This is a genomic window from Bacillus sp. JK74 (genome assembly GCF_053663395.1).
In genome coordinates, this window is record NZ_JBSJQB010000001.1 from 820,051 (window position 1) to 836,089 (window position 16,039).

Annotated in this window: 12 protein-coding genes; 7 read left to right on the forward strand and 5 right to left on the reverse strand. The window is 48.0% G+C overall.

All coding sequences use genetic code 11. From position 1 onward, the window contains the following. Nucleotides 1–115: 115 nt before the first annotated feature. A complete protein-coding gene (locus ACWJJ5_RS04120) occupies nt 116–1,027 on the reverse strand; it encodes a DMT family transporter (protein WP_070082594.1) in 912 nt (303 codons plus the stop codon). A 148-nt stretch (nt 1,028–1,175) separates the two neighbouring features. Continuing rightward, the gene (locus ACWJJ5_RS04125; protein ID WP_039253283.1) at nt 1,176–1,622 is read right to left on the reverse strand and encodes a universal stress protein; all 447 of its coding nucleotides are present in this window, start codon (nt 1,620–1,622) and stop codon (nt 1,176–1,178) included. Nucleotides 1,623–1,873: 251 nt separating this feature from the next. Here ACWJJ5_RS04125 and ACWJJ5_RS04130 point away from each other — a divergent pair, with 251 nt between their 5' ends. Continuing rightward, on the forward strand, nt 1,874–5,005 hold the full coding sequence (locus ACWJJ5_RS04130) for a DUF3427 domain-containing protein (RefSeq protein WP_454022219.1): 3,132 nt from the start codon (nt 1,874–1,876) through the stop codon (nt 5,003–5,005). On the opposite strand, the gene ACWJJ5_RS04135 is transcribed toward ACWJJ5_RS04130, so the two are convergent. Then, nucleotides 4,994–5,383, reverse strand: a complete 390-nt coding sequence (locus ACWJJ5_RS04135) for a (deoxy)nucleoside triphosphate pyrophosphohydrolase (RefSeq protein WP_007407807.1) — start codon at nt 5,381–5,383, stop codon at nt 4,994–4,996. The genes ACWJJ5_RS04130 and ACWJJ5_RS04135 overlap by 12 nt on opposite strands. Before the next feature lie 184 nt (nt 5,384–5,567). Continuing rightward, on the reverse strand, nt 5,568–6,980 hold the full coding sequence (locus ACWJJ5_RS04140) for a glycoside hydrolase family 43 protein (protein ID WP_454022220.1): 1,413 nt from the start codon (nt 6,978–6,980) through the stop codon (nt 5,568–5,570). A 241-nt stretch (nt 6,981–7,221) separates the two neighbouring features. Between ACWJJ5_RS04140 and hutP the strand changes: the two genes are divergently transcribed. The 6 genes from hutP to ACWJJ5_RS04170 all read left to right on the forward strand — a co-directional run bounded on the left by hutP (nt 7,222) and on the right by ACWJJ5_RS04170 (nt 14,679). Next, nucleotides 7,222–7,668, forward strand: coding sequence for a hut operon transcriptional regulator HutP (gene hutP / locus ACWJJ5_RS04145; protein ID WP_004393292.1), 447 nt, complete (start codon nt 7,222–7,224; stop codon nt 7,666–7,668). A 112-nt stretch (nt 7,669–7,780) separates the two neighbouring features. Further along, nucleotides 7,781–9,319 carry a histidine ammonia-lyase gene (gene hutH, locus ACWJJ5_RS04150; RefSeq protein WP_198863412.1) on the forward strand — a complete coding sequence of 513 codons (1,539 nt, stop codon included), beginning with the start codon at nt 7,781–7,783 and terminating at the stop codon, nt 9,317–9,319. Beyond that, nucleotides 9,316–10,980: a urocanate hydratase gene (hutU, locus tag ACWJJ5_RS04155; protein ID WP_102422090.1), complete on the forward strand. Its 1,665-nt coding sequence runs from the start codon at nt 9,316–9,318 to the stop codon at nt 10,978–10,980. Before hutH ends, hutU begins: the two co-directional genes overlap by 4 nt. A 1-nt stretch (nt 10,981) precedes the next feature. Then, nucleotides 10,982–12,247 (forward strand): imidazolonepropionase, encoded by a 1,266-nt coding sequence (hutI, locus tag ACWJJ5_RS04160; protein WP_454022221.1) that lies wholly within the window; start codon nt 10,982–10,984, stop codon nt 12,245–12,247. Then, a complete protein-coding gene (gene hutG, locus ACWJJ5_RS04165; RefSeq protein ID WP_173612905.1) occupies nt 12,240–13,190 on the forward strand; it encodes a formimidoylglutamase in 951 nt (316 codons plus the stop codon). The genes hutI and hutG overlap by 8 nt, the downstream gene beginning before the upstream one ends. A 70-nt stretch (nt 13,191–13,260) precedes the next feature. Beyond that, nucleotides 13,261–14,679, forward strand: coding sequence for an amino acid permease (locus ACWJJ5_RS04170; protein WP_004393284.1), 1,419 nt, complete (start codon nt 13,261–13,263; stop codon nt 14,677–14,679). Between the two features lie 40 nt (nt 14,680–14,719). Here ACWJJ5_RS04170 and ACWJJ5_RS04175 read toward each other — a convergent pair whose 3' ends face one another. Continuing rightward, a complete protein-coding gene (locus ACWJJ5_RS04175) occupies nt 14,720–16,021 on the reverse strand; it encodes a pyrimidine-nucleoside phosphorylase (RefSeq protein WP_102422091.1) in 1,302 nt (433 codons plus the stop codon). Between the last annotated feature and the right edge of the window lie 18 nt (nt 16,022–16,039).

Below are 16,039 nucleotides of genomic sequence, written 5' to 3' on the forward strand. Positions count from 1 at the left end.
TTGTAAACACATGAAGTATTATACAATTACTATCCTATTTTTCCATGATCTGTTTGTCTGCTTTTTCGTTATGGCTGAAAAGCCCCAAAACAAAAAAAGCAGCCGATACGGCCGCCTATATACGGGTGCTGTCTGCCTGAGTTTCCGCCGGCACGGCTTTTTGCTTTCGAATCAAGGACAGCGCCATCCCCGCAAAAATCATCACAATCCCCAAAGATTGATAAAGGTCGGGGCGAAATCCCGTAAATACGGTGTCAAGCACAATCGCCACCGCCGGATCAAGAAATACGATGATTGAAATAAACCGGGTGGATAAAAACCGCAAGCTGTCAAAAAAGAGCAAATACACAATTCCCGTATGAATGATACCGGTTGACACAATCATGATCCAGTTCACATGCGACAAATCAGAAAAAGCGCCGAAACGGACGAACGGGAGAAGAATGATAACGCCCAACCCGGTCTGCAAACAGGTGACCGCATATGGACTGAGACTGTTGATGCCTTTCCCGGCCAGTGTCGTAAAGGCGTAAAAAAGGGCGGCCAGCACGGCCCAAATAATACCCGATCCCATCAGCTGAGAAAATGATGTACTTCCGTTGATGCCGGAAATCAGGGCGGTGCCCAGAAAACAAATCACGATGGAAGTGACGGACACAATATGCAGTTTCTCCCGGTATATAAGGCTCCCTAGAAGAAGGACGAGAACCGGAGCCAGATGATAAACGGAAATCGCTATCGTCACTGATGTCTCCTCAAATGATTTAAATAAAAACACCCAGTTCAGCACGAGAAAAAATCCGCAGGCCAGTGTCTGCAGCACCTCACGCCGGTTCCATTGTTCGGTGCGATACCGTCCGGAACCAAACCAGCAAACGCCCAGAAACAATGAGGCGCACAGACATCTCACAAAGACCAGTTCAATTGAAGGCACATTCGTATGTTCCGAGAAAAAGCCGATTGATCCGAAAATGACCATGGAAATGACCATTTTGATGACGGCATTTGATGTTTGTTCAGCTTGCATTGATTCGCTTCCCCCATATCATTGACTGTTTATTCAGACAAATACTAACAGCCATTTTACTTGATTCAGAGGAAGATTTCATCCTATTTTTCGAAAGACGGCGGTCTTTTCTCATTAAAAAAAGCCCCGCATCAGCAGGGTCTTCTGTTTAATGAACGATCAGTACAGGACAAGGAGACAATTGTGAGACCTTATGGCTCACGCTTCCGAGCATCATTTCTTTAAATCCGCTGATTCCGCGGCTTCCGACGACAATCAGATTGAAATGCTGTTCTTTCGCTATGTTTAAAATTTGATGCGCAGGTTCGCCTTGGACGTATAGGCTTTCCGCATTTACCCCGCTTTCAGCCGCTTTCTGCTTGGCCTCTTCCAGAATGGCCGCTCCTTTTTGCTCGACTTCATGTTTGATGTCTTCAATGAAGTTTTCCGGAACATAGACAATCCCTGTTAAGGCTGATGTGGAGACAACGGCTTCACGTCCCGCATAGAGAATGGTGAGTTCAGCCTGCTGTTCTTTCGCCAGATGGATCGCTGCGTCCAAAGCTTTGCTGCTCATGTCTGAACCGTCTACTGCTGCAAGAATTTTTTTAAACATATGAATCCCGCCTTTCTGCTTTTATTGTCCTCCTCTCTTTGCTGAATGTCAATTTTGCCGGCTTTCTCCGGAACATTGCGCTTACAGACTTTCTCCGTTTGTGGCGATGACGTCTTTATACCAAACCAAACTACCTCAGCGTTATTTTTTAAGCGCTTAATAAATAGGACTTTATTCTCTTCTTTTTCAGTATTACCTATTGGTAAAAGTAGTGATAAAATGGAATTATTGATATAAAAAAGGAGATTATGATGAGAAATCATAGAGGCTTCCATGAGGAAATTCAGCAACAACAAAAACTTTATCCAACATCACATCGCATTCAACCGGTCAGCCCAAAAGAATATGCAGAGGTTTTGACTTTACATACGGCAAAACAACTGAGCGAGACATTTCAAACACTTGTGGATCAAGATCAATATGAACAAGCGATTCAGCTGAGCGAGAAGGTTGCCTCTCAGCTTGGACAACATACGAATTTTTCATTACCACTTTCCACAGTGCTTTTTAGTTTAAATGAAATGGAACTTCCTATTTCAGAGGAATTTTCTCTACATCGTCTGAAACTGCTAGGAAATCATCAAACTCATGATAACTTTTTCAAAGCATTAAAACACGAAATGTTAACGGCGGATCGGGTAGACTTTATGGTTAGTTTTACAAGGTGGTCTGGTGTTCAGCTTTTGATCCCTCCGCTTCAGGAGCTTGCTAAAAGACATGTCCCTGTACGCATCATTACATCTACCTATATGGGTATTACAGAACCGAAGGCGTTAAGACATCTTCTTCAATTTGAAAATGTTGAGTTGAGAATTGTAAATGAATATAAAAAATCTTTCCATACGAAAGCATACTTATTTGAACGCTGTTCTGGACAGCATAGTGTCATTGTAGGATCTTCAAATCTATCACAAGCTGCCCTTACGACTGGGTATGAGTTAAATGTGAGACTACCTGAAACCAGATATCTCCCCGTTTATCAACAAACAAAAGATTTGTTTGACACTGTTTGGAATGAAAAGACACAGCCTGTTGACGAACAATTTTTACAAGCCTATGAGGAATTCCAAGCTGGAAGCCAAAAGGTAAGTGCTTCCTTTGCTGCTCAAAACTCTCTTTACAAAACGAAAATGTCCCCGAATTCCATGCAAAAGGAAGCATTACGAAACCTTAAAAAAACAAGAAACGAAGGGGAGACAAAAGCAGTCATCATCGCCGCCACTGGAACCGGAAAAACATTTTTAGCAGCATTTGATTTTGAGCAATTTAAACCAAATAAATATCTTTTTCTTGCCCACCGGGAAGAGTTACTTTCAAAAGCAATCGAAACATTCAAGAAAGTCACAAATAATCATGAAGATTTTGGCTTATTGACTGGCACGAAAAAAGAAAGAGATAAGCGTTTTTTATTTAGCACTGTACAAACGTTACATAAAAAAGATACTTTGGAATCTTTTTCAACAGATGAGTTTGACTACATTGTGATTGATGAATTCCATCATGCAGAAGCATCTACCTATCAAGCTGTATTAAACTACTTTACACCAAAGTTTTTATTAGGTTTAACCGCAACACCAGAGCGTCTTGACGGTAAAGATGTGCTTCAGATTTGTGATCATAATGTTGTTTACGAAATTAGACTCCGCGATGCCCTAAAGGCAGAGCTACTTGCGCCCTTTCACTATTTTGGAATTTCAGATCATACTGTAGATTACGAAAAAGTAAAAGTGAAAAATGGACTGTACGAAGAGAAATCGCTAGTCGATCATTTAAAAACGCATAAACGAGTAGAATATATCATCAAGATGATCAACATGTATGGATTCCACGGCGAGAAAATGGTTGGCTTAGGTTTCTGTACAAACGTCGAACACGCAATATACATGAGTGATGAATTTAATAAATTGGGCTTTTATACAACTTACTTAACAGGAAATGATTCTCCTGCAAAAAGACAAGAGGTCATTCGTCAATTGGAGGATCCGCACCACAGTTTAGAACTTATATTTACAGTAGATATTTTCAACGAAGGAATAGATATTCCAAAGCTCAATCTACTATTGTTCCTTAGACCAACAGAATCACCAACGATTTTCATTCAGCAATTAGGACGGGGACTTAGAAAAACTGACGACAAAGAGTTTGTAACGATACTGGATTTTATCGGAAACTATCAAAAGTCATTCGTTATTCCACTCGCACTATCTGGACAAACAAGCCAAAAATCTTTTGATAAAGATTCCCTCCGAGTGGCCGTGACGCATGAGTTTTCAGATTTACCTGGAGGATCTTATGTTGACCTTTCAGCCGTAACGAAGAAAGAAATTTTAAATAAGATCGATCATATTAAACTAAATTCAGATGCCATGCTGAAAACGTTATATAAGCAATTTAAACAAGAGCTAGGGCGCTCTCCAGAATTAATTGATTTTCTATACTCTGAACAGGCACCTGGGCTTACCTTTTTTATAAAGAAATACAAATCGTGGGTACAGACCAAAAAGAAAATGGACGATTTGAATGTTACAGATGAAGGGATTCTCAATAACCCCTTGGTTGTAGGGATAGTAGCAAAATTAGAACAGCAATTACCTATTAAATGGCCTTATGAATGGTTAATTTTACAGAGCGGTTTTCACAAAAATATCATCACAATAGAAGATGTAAAAGAATCGTTAGAAAAACAGTTTCATATTCAAACCACAACAGATACACATGATGACCTCATTCAGCGAGCAATGGAGCGTTTAACGAAATCAGATCAAAAACAGAATTGGCGCTTTGGTACATTACAAGGTGATACATTCAAGTTAGATCCAGAAGTAAGCGAGATTTTAACCGATCCATTATTCGGACCGTATATTAAGGAGCGCGTCCACTATGGACTGATTGAATTTAGACGCATGAACAATATAGAAGCCCTTGCTTCAAAAGAGATTAAGCTAACATTGTATCAGACCTATACAAGAAATGAGCTCATTTATCTTTTTCAGTCAACTGATCAGGAAGGGACTTGGCGAGAGGGTGTACGTAGAGTTAAAAATCACTATTTAATCTTTATCAATTTGAATAAGTCAGAAAAAGTAGACGATCATTTGCTATATAAAGATTATTTTATTGATCCTAGCCATTTTCACTGGCAAAGTCAAAACCAAACCTCACATACATCAAGCGTAGGGCAAAACTTTATTCACCATAAGGAAAAAGGATATCATATTCATTTATTTGTGAGGAAATTCACTGAAATGCACAACATCACTTTACCATTTATTTATTTAGGAGAAGCGGATTACGTATCAAGCCACGGAGACAAGCCAATGAATGTCAAATGGAAGCTCCATCAGCCTGTCCCAGAAAACTTGTATGTGGATTTAACGAATTAAAGCAGATACGGTCGGAAGATCAGCGGGTGCCCACTCTAGTGATTCTAGCTCACGAATAGGCACCCATCTGAATTCCGCATGCTCTTTTGCTACCGGCTTCCCTGATACAATCTTCGCTTTTATTGAAATTAAATTGACGATGACCTTCTCATATTCATGATGAATATCAGCTATCACATCGCCCGCAACAATTTTACAATCAAGTTCCTCTTCAATTTCTCTTACAAGTGCTTCCCGAGCATTCTCCCCTTCTTCAAGCTTTCCACCAGGAAACTCCCACAGATTAGGAAGAGACATTGTTGGAGAACGTAGAGCGCATAGAATTTCATTGTTTTCATTTTGTATAACTGCGGCGGCTACTTTTATTGTTTTTTTCAAAATTAAACTTCCTTTCGTTTTTTCTTAGGTATGTATTCATATTTTTATTATCAATTTTATACTGTTCACTGTAAACGATAGAGGTTGAGTCCATCATAATTCAAATGGTTTATTAAAAGCAACAGAAGGTCATTCTCCTAATTAGCAAGAAAAAAGCACCCTCCAAACTGGAGTAGGTGCTTTTTCACTTCACACCCCAAACAGCCTCCCCATCACCGCTCAGCACACTAAACGTTACAACTTCTTTCTCTCTCGCTGAGTCCCATTCTTTCAGGAAGACGCCGTCATAATTTGTGCCATTCAGGTTGATTCGGGCTTTGCTGCTGTCCGTTATTGTCCAGGTTCCGGTCATTTCCCCGGAAATGGTGCCGTCGTTGTTAAGCCAGATGTTTTTTGGGGTTTTGATCGTAGCTGTAATGTCTTTTCCGTGCTGGATGAGTTTGTAGGCTCCGGATCCGGATGCGGCGGCTGCCGATATGTGTGTATCCGGTTCTTCCGCGTAGCGGTACGGCGCTGCAACGGGCCATCCGTCTTTGTTCATGTACAGCCGATGCACTCTGACTTCGTGCTCTTCTCCTCTGTTCGGGAAACGGGTGTGGAAAATGAGGTATGATCGTTTCGTTTTCCCGTCGTAAAACACGGAGTTGTGTCCCGGTGAGACGTAGCCCGTGCCTTTTTCAGATTGTGAGGCGAAGCTGTAGCCGCCCATGAGTTTAACCCCGTACGGTTCAATTGCTCTGTCATCGAAGAAACTGCCGTCTTTTCCTTTAGCATCAAGCATGTTATGACCTGCGGCGTCATAGTACGGACCGTCCGGATTTTTGGAGCGCGCCACACGCATATTGTAACCGCCGGCTGTGTCAAGTCCGCCGAATGACAGATACAGATAGTAATATTTCGTTTCCGGATTGTAGCTGATGTACGGGCCTTCGATTCTGCTGTGATTTCCGCCGAGCAGTTTTTTTCCGTATCCTTGGTTCGGGAGCGGGAAACCGGTTTTCGGATTCATTTCCAGTATGAAAATTCCGCCGGAGTAAGAGCCGTACACCATCCAGAGCTTGCCTTTATGGTCAAAAAACGTTTGCGGATCTACGACGTTCGGGTGAACGTTTGCATTATAAGTGGTGCCGTCTTCGCTTTTTCCTTCCATGCCTGATTTCAAAAAGATGCCTTTGTTTTTGTAGGGTCCTTCGATTTTGTCACTCACGGCGACACCGAGAGCGGATCGCGGCGAGTCTCCTTTACAGGCGTTATAGTACATGTAATATTTCCCGTCAGCCAGCTGAGCCACATCCGGCGCCCACAGCGTATCAGACTGGGCCCAGTCGAATGTCTCTTTTAATTCGGAGTAGACGTTCGGGATCAGGGGATTATTGGGATTGACGCTTGAAGACAGTTGCTGCCACTGCATCAGGTTTTTCGACTTGGCGGAAGCCAAATGCGAGCCGAATACATAGTATGTATCGCCTGTTTTGATGACGGACGGATCATGCACGCTGACCTCTGAAAACACCGGATGCTGGGCTTTTGCCTGCGGCAGAGTGAACCCGATAACCGCTGCTGAGACCAGACACACACGAAAGAAACTGGTTTTCATTTTCTGAAATCTCCTCGCTCTCTTCTTTTCTTAAAACGCTTTCAAGACAACGCTCCATTTTATGACGCGGATGGCGGAAATATGTGATCAACAGCGCCAGCTTCCCGATGTACCGCTTTACTTCGATAGCAATCTGATTTGTTAAAGACTGGAAAAAAAGTTTTGACTTCTGATTCGCAAACACTTAATATAAAAAACAGTTACTAGTTATCAGAATATTTAAGAATTGAGTGAAGCATATATGACCTTACACAAAGACCGCCGCATCGGGCGATTGTCCGTCCTTCTTCTGCTTCATGAGACTGAAGAAAACCAGCAGATCAGCCGGCTGGAACGGGACGGCTGGAAAGTCTGTCTCGGCAGGGTGGGTTCAATGGATGCGCATAAGGTGGTAGCTGCAATTGAAACCGCTTCCAAAAAGAGCGGCGTCATTCAATCTGAGGGTTATCGCGAATCACATGCGCTGTATCATGCCACAATGGAAGCTTTGCACGGAGTGACGCGGGGCGAAATGCTGCTTGGCTCGCTGCTTCGTACCGTGGGCCTGAAGTTTGCCGTCTTGCGGGGAAATCCGTATGAAAGCGAGGCGGAAGGCGATTGGATCGCCGTTTCCCTTTACGGCACGATCGGAGCTCCGATTAAGGGGCTTGAGCACGAAACATTCGGAGTCGGAATTAATCACATATGAATCAGCCCATAGATATCAGATGATAGGGGGCTATGCGTGAAACATCATTTTCATGGCATAGCTCCTTTTTGTATGGGCGCTTTACCAAAGTAAAGAAAAAGGGGTTGAAATGATGGTAACGTTAGACGGTTCCTCACTGACAACCGCAGATGCCCAGCGTGTGCTGTTTGATTTTGAAGAGGTTCAAGCATCTGCCGAAAGCATGGAACGTGTGAAAAAAAGCAGGGCGGCGGTTGAACGGATCGTTCAAGAAGAGAAGACCATTTACGGGATTACGACGGGGTTCGGCAAGTTCAGCGATGTGCTGATTCAAAAAGAAGACGCCGCGGATCTGCAGCTGAATCTGATTCTTTCTCACGCGTGCGGCGTCGGTGATCCGTTTCCGGAATCTGTATCGCGGGCCATGCTGCTTTTGCGCGCCAATGCCCTGTTGAAAGGCTTTTCCGGCGTGCGGACTGAGCTGATTGATCAACTGCTCGCGTATCTCAATCATCGCATTCACCCGGTCATCCCGCAGCAAGGGTCACTGGGGGCGAGCGGAGATTTGGCGCCGCTTTCTCATCTCGCACTGGCGCTTATCGGGCAAGGCGAAGTCTTTTACGAAGGGGCCCGGATGCCGGCAGCTCATGCTTTGGAAAAGACAAACCTTCAGCCGGCCATCCTGACCTCTAAGGAAGGGCTCGCGCTGATCAACGGAACGCAGGCCATGACCGCGATGGGACTGATCGCTTACCTCGAGGCCGAAAAGCTGGCCTATCAGTCGGAACGGATCGCGAGCTTAACGATCGAAGGCCTTCAGGGCATTATCGATGCGTTCGACGAGGACATTCATGCCGCCCGCGGATATCAGGAACAGATGGATGTCGCAGAGCGAATCCGCTATTACTTGTCAGACAGCAAGCTGACGACCGTCCAAGGGGAGCTGCGTGTCCAGGACGCCTATTCGATCCGCTGTATCCCTCAGGTCCACGGCGCATCATGGCAGACATTAGCGTATGTAAAAGAAAAATTAGAAATTGAGATGAATGCCGCGACAGATAACCCGCTCATTTTCGAAGACGGCGCCAAAATCATCTCAGGCGGAAACTTTCACGGACAGCCGATCGCCTTTGCCATGGATTTTCTCAAAGTGGCGGCGGCCGAGCTTGCGAATATTTCTGAACGCCGTATTGAACGGCTTGTGAATCCGCAGCTGAATGACCTGCCGCCCTTTCTGAGCCCTCAGCCCGGCTTACAATCCGGAGCGATGATCATGCAATATGCGGCGGCCTCCCTCGTGTCAGAAAATAAAACCCTGGCCCATCCCGCCAGTGTCGATTCCATTCCTTCATCGGCAAACCAGGAGGATCACGTCAGCATGGGAACCATCGCCTCAAGGCACGCCTACCAGATCATCGCGAATACGAGACGGGTGCTTGCCGTTGAAGCCATTTGCGCGCTGCAGGCTGTGGAATACCGGGGTGCGGAACATTGCGCCTCGTACACAAAACAGCTCTATCTCGAAATGAGAAACATCGTGCCGTCCATACAAGAAGACCGCGTGTTTTCTTATGACATCGAGCATCTGAGTGACTGGCTGAAGAAGGAGTCTTTTCTGCCGAATGAGCATCACCGAAAACTGATGACCAATGAAGGGGGACTTACAAGATGACTGATGTAAAGAAATCAATCCGCGCCGGCCGCGGCACCGAACTTGAATGCTTAGGATGGGAGCAGGAAGCCGTGCTCCGCATGCTCCGAAACAACCTTGACCCGGAGGTTGCCGAAAAGCCGGAGGATCTGATCGTATACGGCGGCATAGGCAAGGCCGCGCGAAACTGGGAAGCTTTTCACGCGATTGAGCGCTCCCTCAAAACGTTAAAAGATGATGAAACACTGCTGATCCAATCCGGAAAACCGGTCGGACTGTTCCGCACGCACAGCCGCGCGCCCCGCGTCCTGCTGGCTAATTCGGTTCTCGTGCCGAAATGGGCGGATTGGGAGCATTTCCATGACCTTGAGAAAAAAGGACTGATGATGTACGGGCAAATGACGGCCGGCAGCTGGATTTATATCGGTTCACAAGGTATTTTGCAAGGCACCTATGAAACCTTTGCGGAGCTTGCGAGACAGCATTTCGGCGGCAGTCTGAAAGGAACCCTTACGCTGACGGCCGGACTTGGCGGAATGGGAGGCGCCCAGCCGCTGTCCGTCACGATGAATGATGGCGTCGTCATCGCCGTTGAAGCGGATGAAACACGGATTGATAAACGGATAGAAACAAACTATTGCGACCGGAAAACCGCATCAATTGACGAAGCGCTGCGCTGGGCCGAAACAGCCAGACAAGCCGGAGAACCTTTATCGATCGGCCTTCTCGGCAATGCGGCAGAGGTGCATCATGAGCTTTTGAACCGCGGCGTCCATATTGACATCGTGACCGATCAGACTTCCGCTCACGACCCGATGATCGGCTATATTCCGGCAGGATACTCACTTGAGGAGGCCGACCGCCTGCGCCGGGATCAGCCTGATTTATACGTAAGGCTTTCCAAGCAGAGTATGAAAAAGCATGTGGAAGCCATGCTCGCCTTCAAGAAAAAAGGTGCCGTCGTCTTTGATTACGGCAACAATATCCGCCAGGCTGCCAAAGATGAGGGGCTCGCCGATGCTTTTGATTTTCCGGGATTCGTTCCGGCCTACATCCGGCCTTTATTTTGTGAAGGAAAAGGGCCGTTCCGCTGGGCCGCGCTGTCCGGTGACCCTGAAGATATATACCGCACGGACGCTTTATTAAAAGAGCTGTTTCCAGAAAATCAAGCCCTTCACCGCTGGATTGACATGGCGCAGAAAAAAGTCACGTTCCAAGGCCTGCCGTCCCGTATTTGCTGGCTCGGCTACGGTGAACGGGAAAAGATGGGGCTCGCCATCAATGAATTGGTCAGAAACGGCGAGCTGAAAGCCCCGATCGTCATCGGAAGAGACCATTTAGACTGCGGATCTGTCGCCTCTCCGAATCGGGAAACAGAAGCGATGAAAGACGGAAGCGACGCGGTCGGCGATTGGGCGGTGCTGAACGCGCTGATCAACACGGCCTCAGGCGCAAGCTGGGTTTCTTTTCACCACGGCGGGGGCGTCGGCATGGGGTATTCCCTTCACGCGGGAATGGTCGCGGTCGCTGACGGCAGCATCCTTGCGGAACAACGGCTTTCCCGCGTTCTGACAAGCGATCCGGGAATGGGCATCATCCGCCATGCGGACGCAGGTTATGAAAAAGCGGTTCAAGTCGCCGAGGAACAAGACATTATGATACCGATGAAAAAGGAGCGGTAACATGCCGAAACAAATAGATACCATACTCACCAACATCGGCCAGCTGCTGACGATGGAATCCGGCGGCCCCCGATCCGGCGGGAGCATGCAGGATCTTCATGTCACGGAAAATGCCGTCATCGGCGTTCACGACGGGCGCATTGTTTTTGCCGGACATCAAGGAGCGGAGAAAGGATACGAGGCAAGAGACATTATCGACTGCGGGGGACGGCTCGTCACCCCCGGCCTCGTCGATCCCCATACCCATCTTGTATTCGGAGGGTCCCGCGAAAAAGAACTGAATTTAAAAATTCAGGGCATGTCTTATTTGGATATTCTGGCGCAAGGCGGCGGTATTTTGTCAACGGTCAAAGACACGAAAGCCGCTTCCGAAGAAGAACTGATTGAAAAAGGGCTTTTTCACCTCGGACGCATGCTGTCATACGGCATCACAACCGCGGAAGTAAAAAGCGGGTACGGACTCGACAAAGACACGGAGCTGAAACAGCTGACCGCGGCGAAAAAACTGGGTGAGCGCCAGCCGGTCGACCTTGTCACGACCTTTATGGGAGCACACGCCATTCCGCCTGAGTACCGGAACAGCCCTGACGAATTTCTGAATCGCATGCTGCAGCTTTTGCCTGACATAAAAGAAAAAGGCCTTGCGCAATTTGCCGATATTTTCACAGAAACAGGCGTCTTTACCGTCAGCCAGTCACGGGACTACCTGAAAAAGGCGGCTGAAGCTGGTTTCGGCCTGAAAATCCATGCTGATGAGATTGACCCGCTCGGCGGCGCGGAATTGGCGGCAGAGCTGCATGCTGTTTCTGCCGATCATTTGGTGGGGGCGTCTGATGCAGGCATCGAAAAGCTTGCGGAGGCCGGAACGATCGCCGTCCTGCTGCCGGGCACGACTTTCTATCTCGGAAAACACACTTATGCGAGAGCCCGGGAGATGATTGATGCGGGCGTACGGGTCAGTTTGGCGACTGACTTCAACCCGGGCAGCTCACCGACGGAAAATCTCCAGCTCATTATGTCAATTGCCGCGCTTCATTTAAAAATGACTGCAGAAGAAATCTGGCACGCTGTCACCGTTAACGCAGCGTATGCGATCGGAAAAGGCGAAGAGGCCGGACAAATTAAAGCCGGACGGGCGGCTGACATTGTCATTTGGGAAGCGCCGAATTACATGTATATCCCGTATCATTACGGCGTCAATCATGTCCGCCGTGTTATCAAGAACGGGAAGACGGTCGTTTCAAGGGAGGGAGCCGCTCTTGGATAAGTATCCGTTTCTGCAAAAAGCCGGCTCCCTCTTCAACGACCGCCATGTGACAAGGATCGGCGATGTGACGGAAGCGTGGGCGGGACAAACGATCAAAGGGCCGGCTTTGATCGGCGTTCCGCTTTCTAAGTCGTCAATCAGCCATTCCGGCGCCTGCTTTGCACCCGGTGCGATCCGCCGGGCGCTCGGCGGCATTTCCGCATATTCCGCGGAGCTGCGGGAGCATGTCATTGACCATCTGTACGATATCGGCGATATTCAGATTCACGTCACGGATGTCGTCAAATCTCACGAACACATTTATCGGACCATTTATGATATTCTGACGGACCAGCCTGACTGGGTGCCCGTCATTCTCGGCGGCGACAACTCCATCAGTTATTCCACCATTAAAGCCATTGCGGAAACGAAAGGAACAACGGCCGTCTTTCAATTCGACGCCCACCACGACGTCCGCAACACAGAAGACGGAGGGCCGACAAACGGTACGCCATTCCGCCGTCTGTTAGATGAAAACATCATAAGCGGACAAAACCTGATTCAGCTTGGAATCAGGGAGTTCAGCAACAGCTTGGCATATGAACAATATGTAAAAGAACGTCAGGCAGACGTGCATACAATGGAGATGATCCGGGAGAAAGGGCTCCTCCGAACGATACAAGACACTTTACCGGCCGTTCAAAAAAGAGCCGACGCCATTTTTATTTCGGTTGATATGGATGTGCTGGATCAAGCTCATGCGCCCGGCTGTCCTGCGATCGGCCCCGGAGGCCTGTATACCGAGGAACTGCTTCAGGCGGTCAGGTATTTAGCCCAGGAGGCTGACATCTCGGGTATTGAGATCGTTGAGGTTGATCCGACACTTGATTTTCGAGATATGACAAGCAGGGCAGCCGCACACGTCATTTTACATGCATTGAAGGGATTTAAATTGTCACGTTAAAGTCAAACCCGGCACGCGTGCTCTCGGCTGCCGGAAGATTCTCATGCCACGCAAAAAGGGGGAGATCACGATGGATGTTGATCAAGGCGGCAATCAACTAAAGCGCACGATGAAAAGCAGGCACTTATTTATGATTTCATTGGGAGGGGTCATCGGCACGGGGCTGTTTTTGAGCACAGGGTATACATTGAGCCAGGCCGGGCCGGGCGGGACGATCGCCGCTTACCTGATCGGCGGCTTGATGATGTATCTTGTCATGCAGTGTCTCGGAGAATTGTCAGTAGCCATGCCTGTGACCGGTTCATTTCAAACGTATGCGACAACGTTTATCGGGCCGTCCACGGGTTTTATGGTCGGTATCATGTATTGGGTGAATTGGGTGGTGACGGTAGGATCGGAGTTTACAGCTTCCGGTATCCTCATGCAGCGCTGGTTTCCCCACAGCAGCGTCTGGATGTGGAGCGCGATTTTCGCGGCTCTCCTTTTTGCCGCCAATGCATTCTCCGTTAAATTGTTTGCAGAAACAGAGTTTTGGTTTTCCAGCGTCAAAATCGTCACCATCCTTTTATTTATCATCTTAGGCGGCGCCGCGATGTTCGGTTTGATTTCATTGCACGGTTCGGGTGAAGCTCCGATGCTGTCGAATTTCACCTCACACGGCGGACTGTTTCCGAACGGCTTTCTTGCGGTTTTCATCGCAATGATTTCCGTAAGCTTTGCCTTTTCAGGGACGGAGCTGATCGGAATTACAGCGGGTGAAACCGCCAATCCGGCAAAAGATATTCCGCGTTCGATCCGAAATGTCGCCTGGAGAACGGTCATCTTTTTTATCGGCGCCATTTTTGTGCTGTCCGGACTGATCTCCTGGAAGGAAGCCGGTGTGATTGAAAGTCCGTTTGTCGCGGTCTTTTCCCAGATCGGTATCCCATACGCCGCAGATATCATGAACTTCGTGATTTTAACGGCTTTGCTTTCGGTCGCCAACTCCGGACTGTATGCTTCCACCCGGATGCTGTGGTCTCTTGCGAATGAAAACATGATCAGCGCCCGGTTCAAAAAAGTCACGCCGAAAGGCATTCCGCTGAATGCCCTGCTCGCCAGCATGGCCGTTTCCTGCATATCCTTGATCTCAAGCATCGCCGCCCCGGGCACGGTCTACGTAGTGCTCGTGGCAATAGCCGGATTTGCCGGCGTCGTGGTGTGGATGAGCATCGCCCTGTCTCAGCTGTTATTTCGAAAACATTATGTGAAAAACGGCGGACGCGTCGCGGATCTGACCTTCCGCACACCGTTATACCCTCTCGTTCCGATCGCCGCTGTGATCTTATGTTTCGCTTCATGCGTAGGCCTTGCATTTGATCCCAATCAAAGAATCGCCCTCTTCTGCGGAATTCCTTGTATGATCCTGTGCTATCTCATTCGTTTTTTGAGAAAGAAACAGCCGAAACAATCCGTCCGTGACATTCATTTGGATAAAACCATGCCATAAAAAAAAGGCGCATACTGATGAGGTATGTGCCTTTCTTCTGTTATTCCGTAATCAGCGTATGAATCAGTTTCGGCGCTGCCGCTTTTTCTGAGATGCGGATGTTGTCATAGACTTTGGCGGTCACGTCGTCAACGTTTTCGCGGTTGGCGTAAAGGGTGACGAGCGGCTCGCCTTTTTCAACTTTGTCACCGACTTTTTTGCGGAGCATAATACCGACGGCTAGGTCGATTTCGTCCTCTTTTGTCGCACGTCCCGCGCCTAACAGCATCGCTGCGACACCGATTTCGTCAGCGACGATTTCTGAAACGACACCCGCTTCTTTTGCCGGAACGTCAATTTTGTACGCCGCCTGCGGAAGTTTGGACGGTTCGTCAACGACGGAAGCGTCTCCTCCCTGATTGCTCAGGAACTCTTTGAACTTTTCAAGCGCTTTGCCGTTTTTCATGACTTCCTGAAGCTTCGTTCTCGCTTCTTCCAATGTCTCAGCTTTTTTCGCCAATACGACCATTTGGCTGCCGAGCGTGAGGACGAGTTCGTTTAAGTCTTCAGGCCCTTCCCCTCTTAATGTATCAATGGCTTCTTGTACTTCCAGGGCATTCCCGATCGCAAAACCGAGCGGCTGCGACATGTCAGAAATCACGGCCATCGTCTGGCGGCCGACGTTGTTTCCGATGCGGACCATTGCTTTGGCGAGGTTCACGGCGTCTTCATCCGTTTTCATAAACGCGCCGGCTCCCGTTTTGACGTCAAGCACGATGGCATCTGCTCCGGCGGCGATTTTTTTACTCATAATTGAGCTTGCGATCAGCGGGATGGAATTCACCGTACCCGTTACATCACGCAGCGCATACAGCTTTTTATCGGCAGGGGTCAAGTTCCCGCTTTGTCCGATGACGGCTACCTTGTCGCGGTTCACAAGCTTGATGAATTCATCTTTTGACAATTCCACGTGGAAGCCTTCGATCGCTTCCAGCTTATCAATGGTTCCCCCCGTATGCCCAAGGCCGCGGCCGGACATTTTAGCGACGGGAACGCCGAGCGCCGCGACGAGCGGAGCGAGTACGAGAGTTGTCGTGTCGCCGACCCCGCCCGTAGAGTGCTTGTCGACCTTAATGCCTTCAATGGCGGAGAGATCAATCGTTTCCCCTGAATTGACCATCGCCATTGTCAGATCGGCGCGCTCCTGATCCGTCATATCCTGAAAGTAAATCGCCATAGCAAGGGCGCTTGCCTGGTAATCAGGGATGCTTCCGTCCGTGTATCCTTTTACGAAAAATTGAATTTCTTCTGTTGTCAGTTCTTTTCCATTTTGTTTTTTTACAATAAGATCTACCATTCTCATGATCTATCACCTGTCCTT

Excerpts from the sequence above, each read along its gene's own strand:
- ACWJJ5_RS04170 (WP_004393284.1), top strand. The coding sequence starts at position 13,261 with ATGGATGTTGATCAAGGCGGCAATCAACTAAAGCGCACGATGAAAAGC.
- ACWJJ5_RS04130 (WP_454022219.1), top strand. The coding sequence starts at position 1,874 with ATGAGAAATCATAGAGGCTTCCATGAGGAAATTCAGCAACAACAAAAA.
- ACWJJ5_RS04140 (WP_454022220.1), bottom strand. The coding sequence starts at position 6,980 with ATGAAAACCAGTTTCTTTCGTGTGTGTCTGGTCTCAGCAGCGGTTATC.
- ACWJJ5_RS04175 (WP_102422091.1), bottom strand. The coding sequence starts at position 16,021 with ATGAGAATGGTAGATCTTATTGTAAAAAAACAAAATGGAAAAGAACTG.
- ACWJJ5_RS04125 (WP_039253283.1), bottom strand. The coding sequence starts at position 1,622 with ATGTTTAAAAAAATTCTTGCAGCAGTAGACGGTTCAGACATGAGCAGC.
- ACWJJ5_RS04120 (WP_070082594.1), bottom strand. The coding sequence starts at position 1,027 with ATGCAAGCTGAACAAACATCAAATGCCGTCATCAAAATGGTCATTTCC.
- hutU (WP_102422090.1), top strand. The coding sequence starts at position 9,316 with ATGACTGATGTAAAGAAATCAATCCGCGCCGGCCGCGGCACCGAACTT.
- hutI (WP_454022221.1), top strand. The coding sequence starts at position 10,982 with ATGCCGAAACAAATAGATACCATACTCACCAACATCGGCCAGCTGCTG.
- hutH (WP_198863412.1), top strand. The coding sequence starts at position 7,781 with ATGGTAACGTTAGACGGTTCCTCACTGACAACCGCAGATGCCCAGCGT.
- hutP (WP_004393292.1), top strand. The coding sequence starts at position 7,222 with ATGACCTTACACAAAGACCGCCGCATCGGGCGATTGTCCGTCCTTCTT.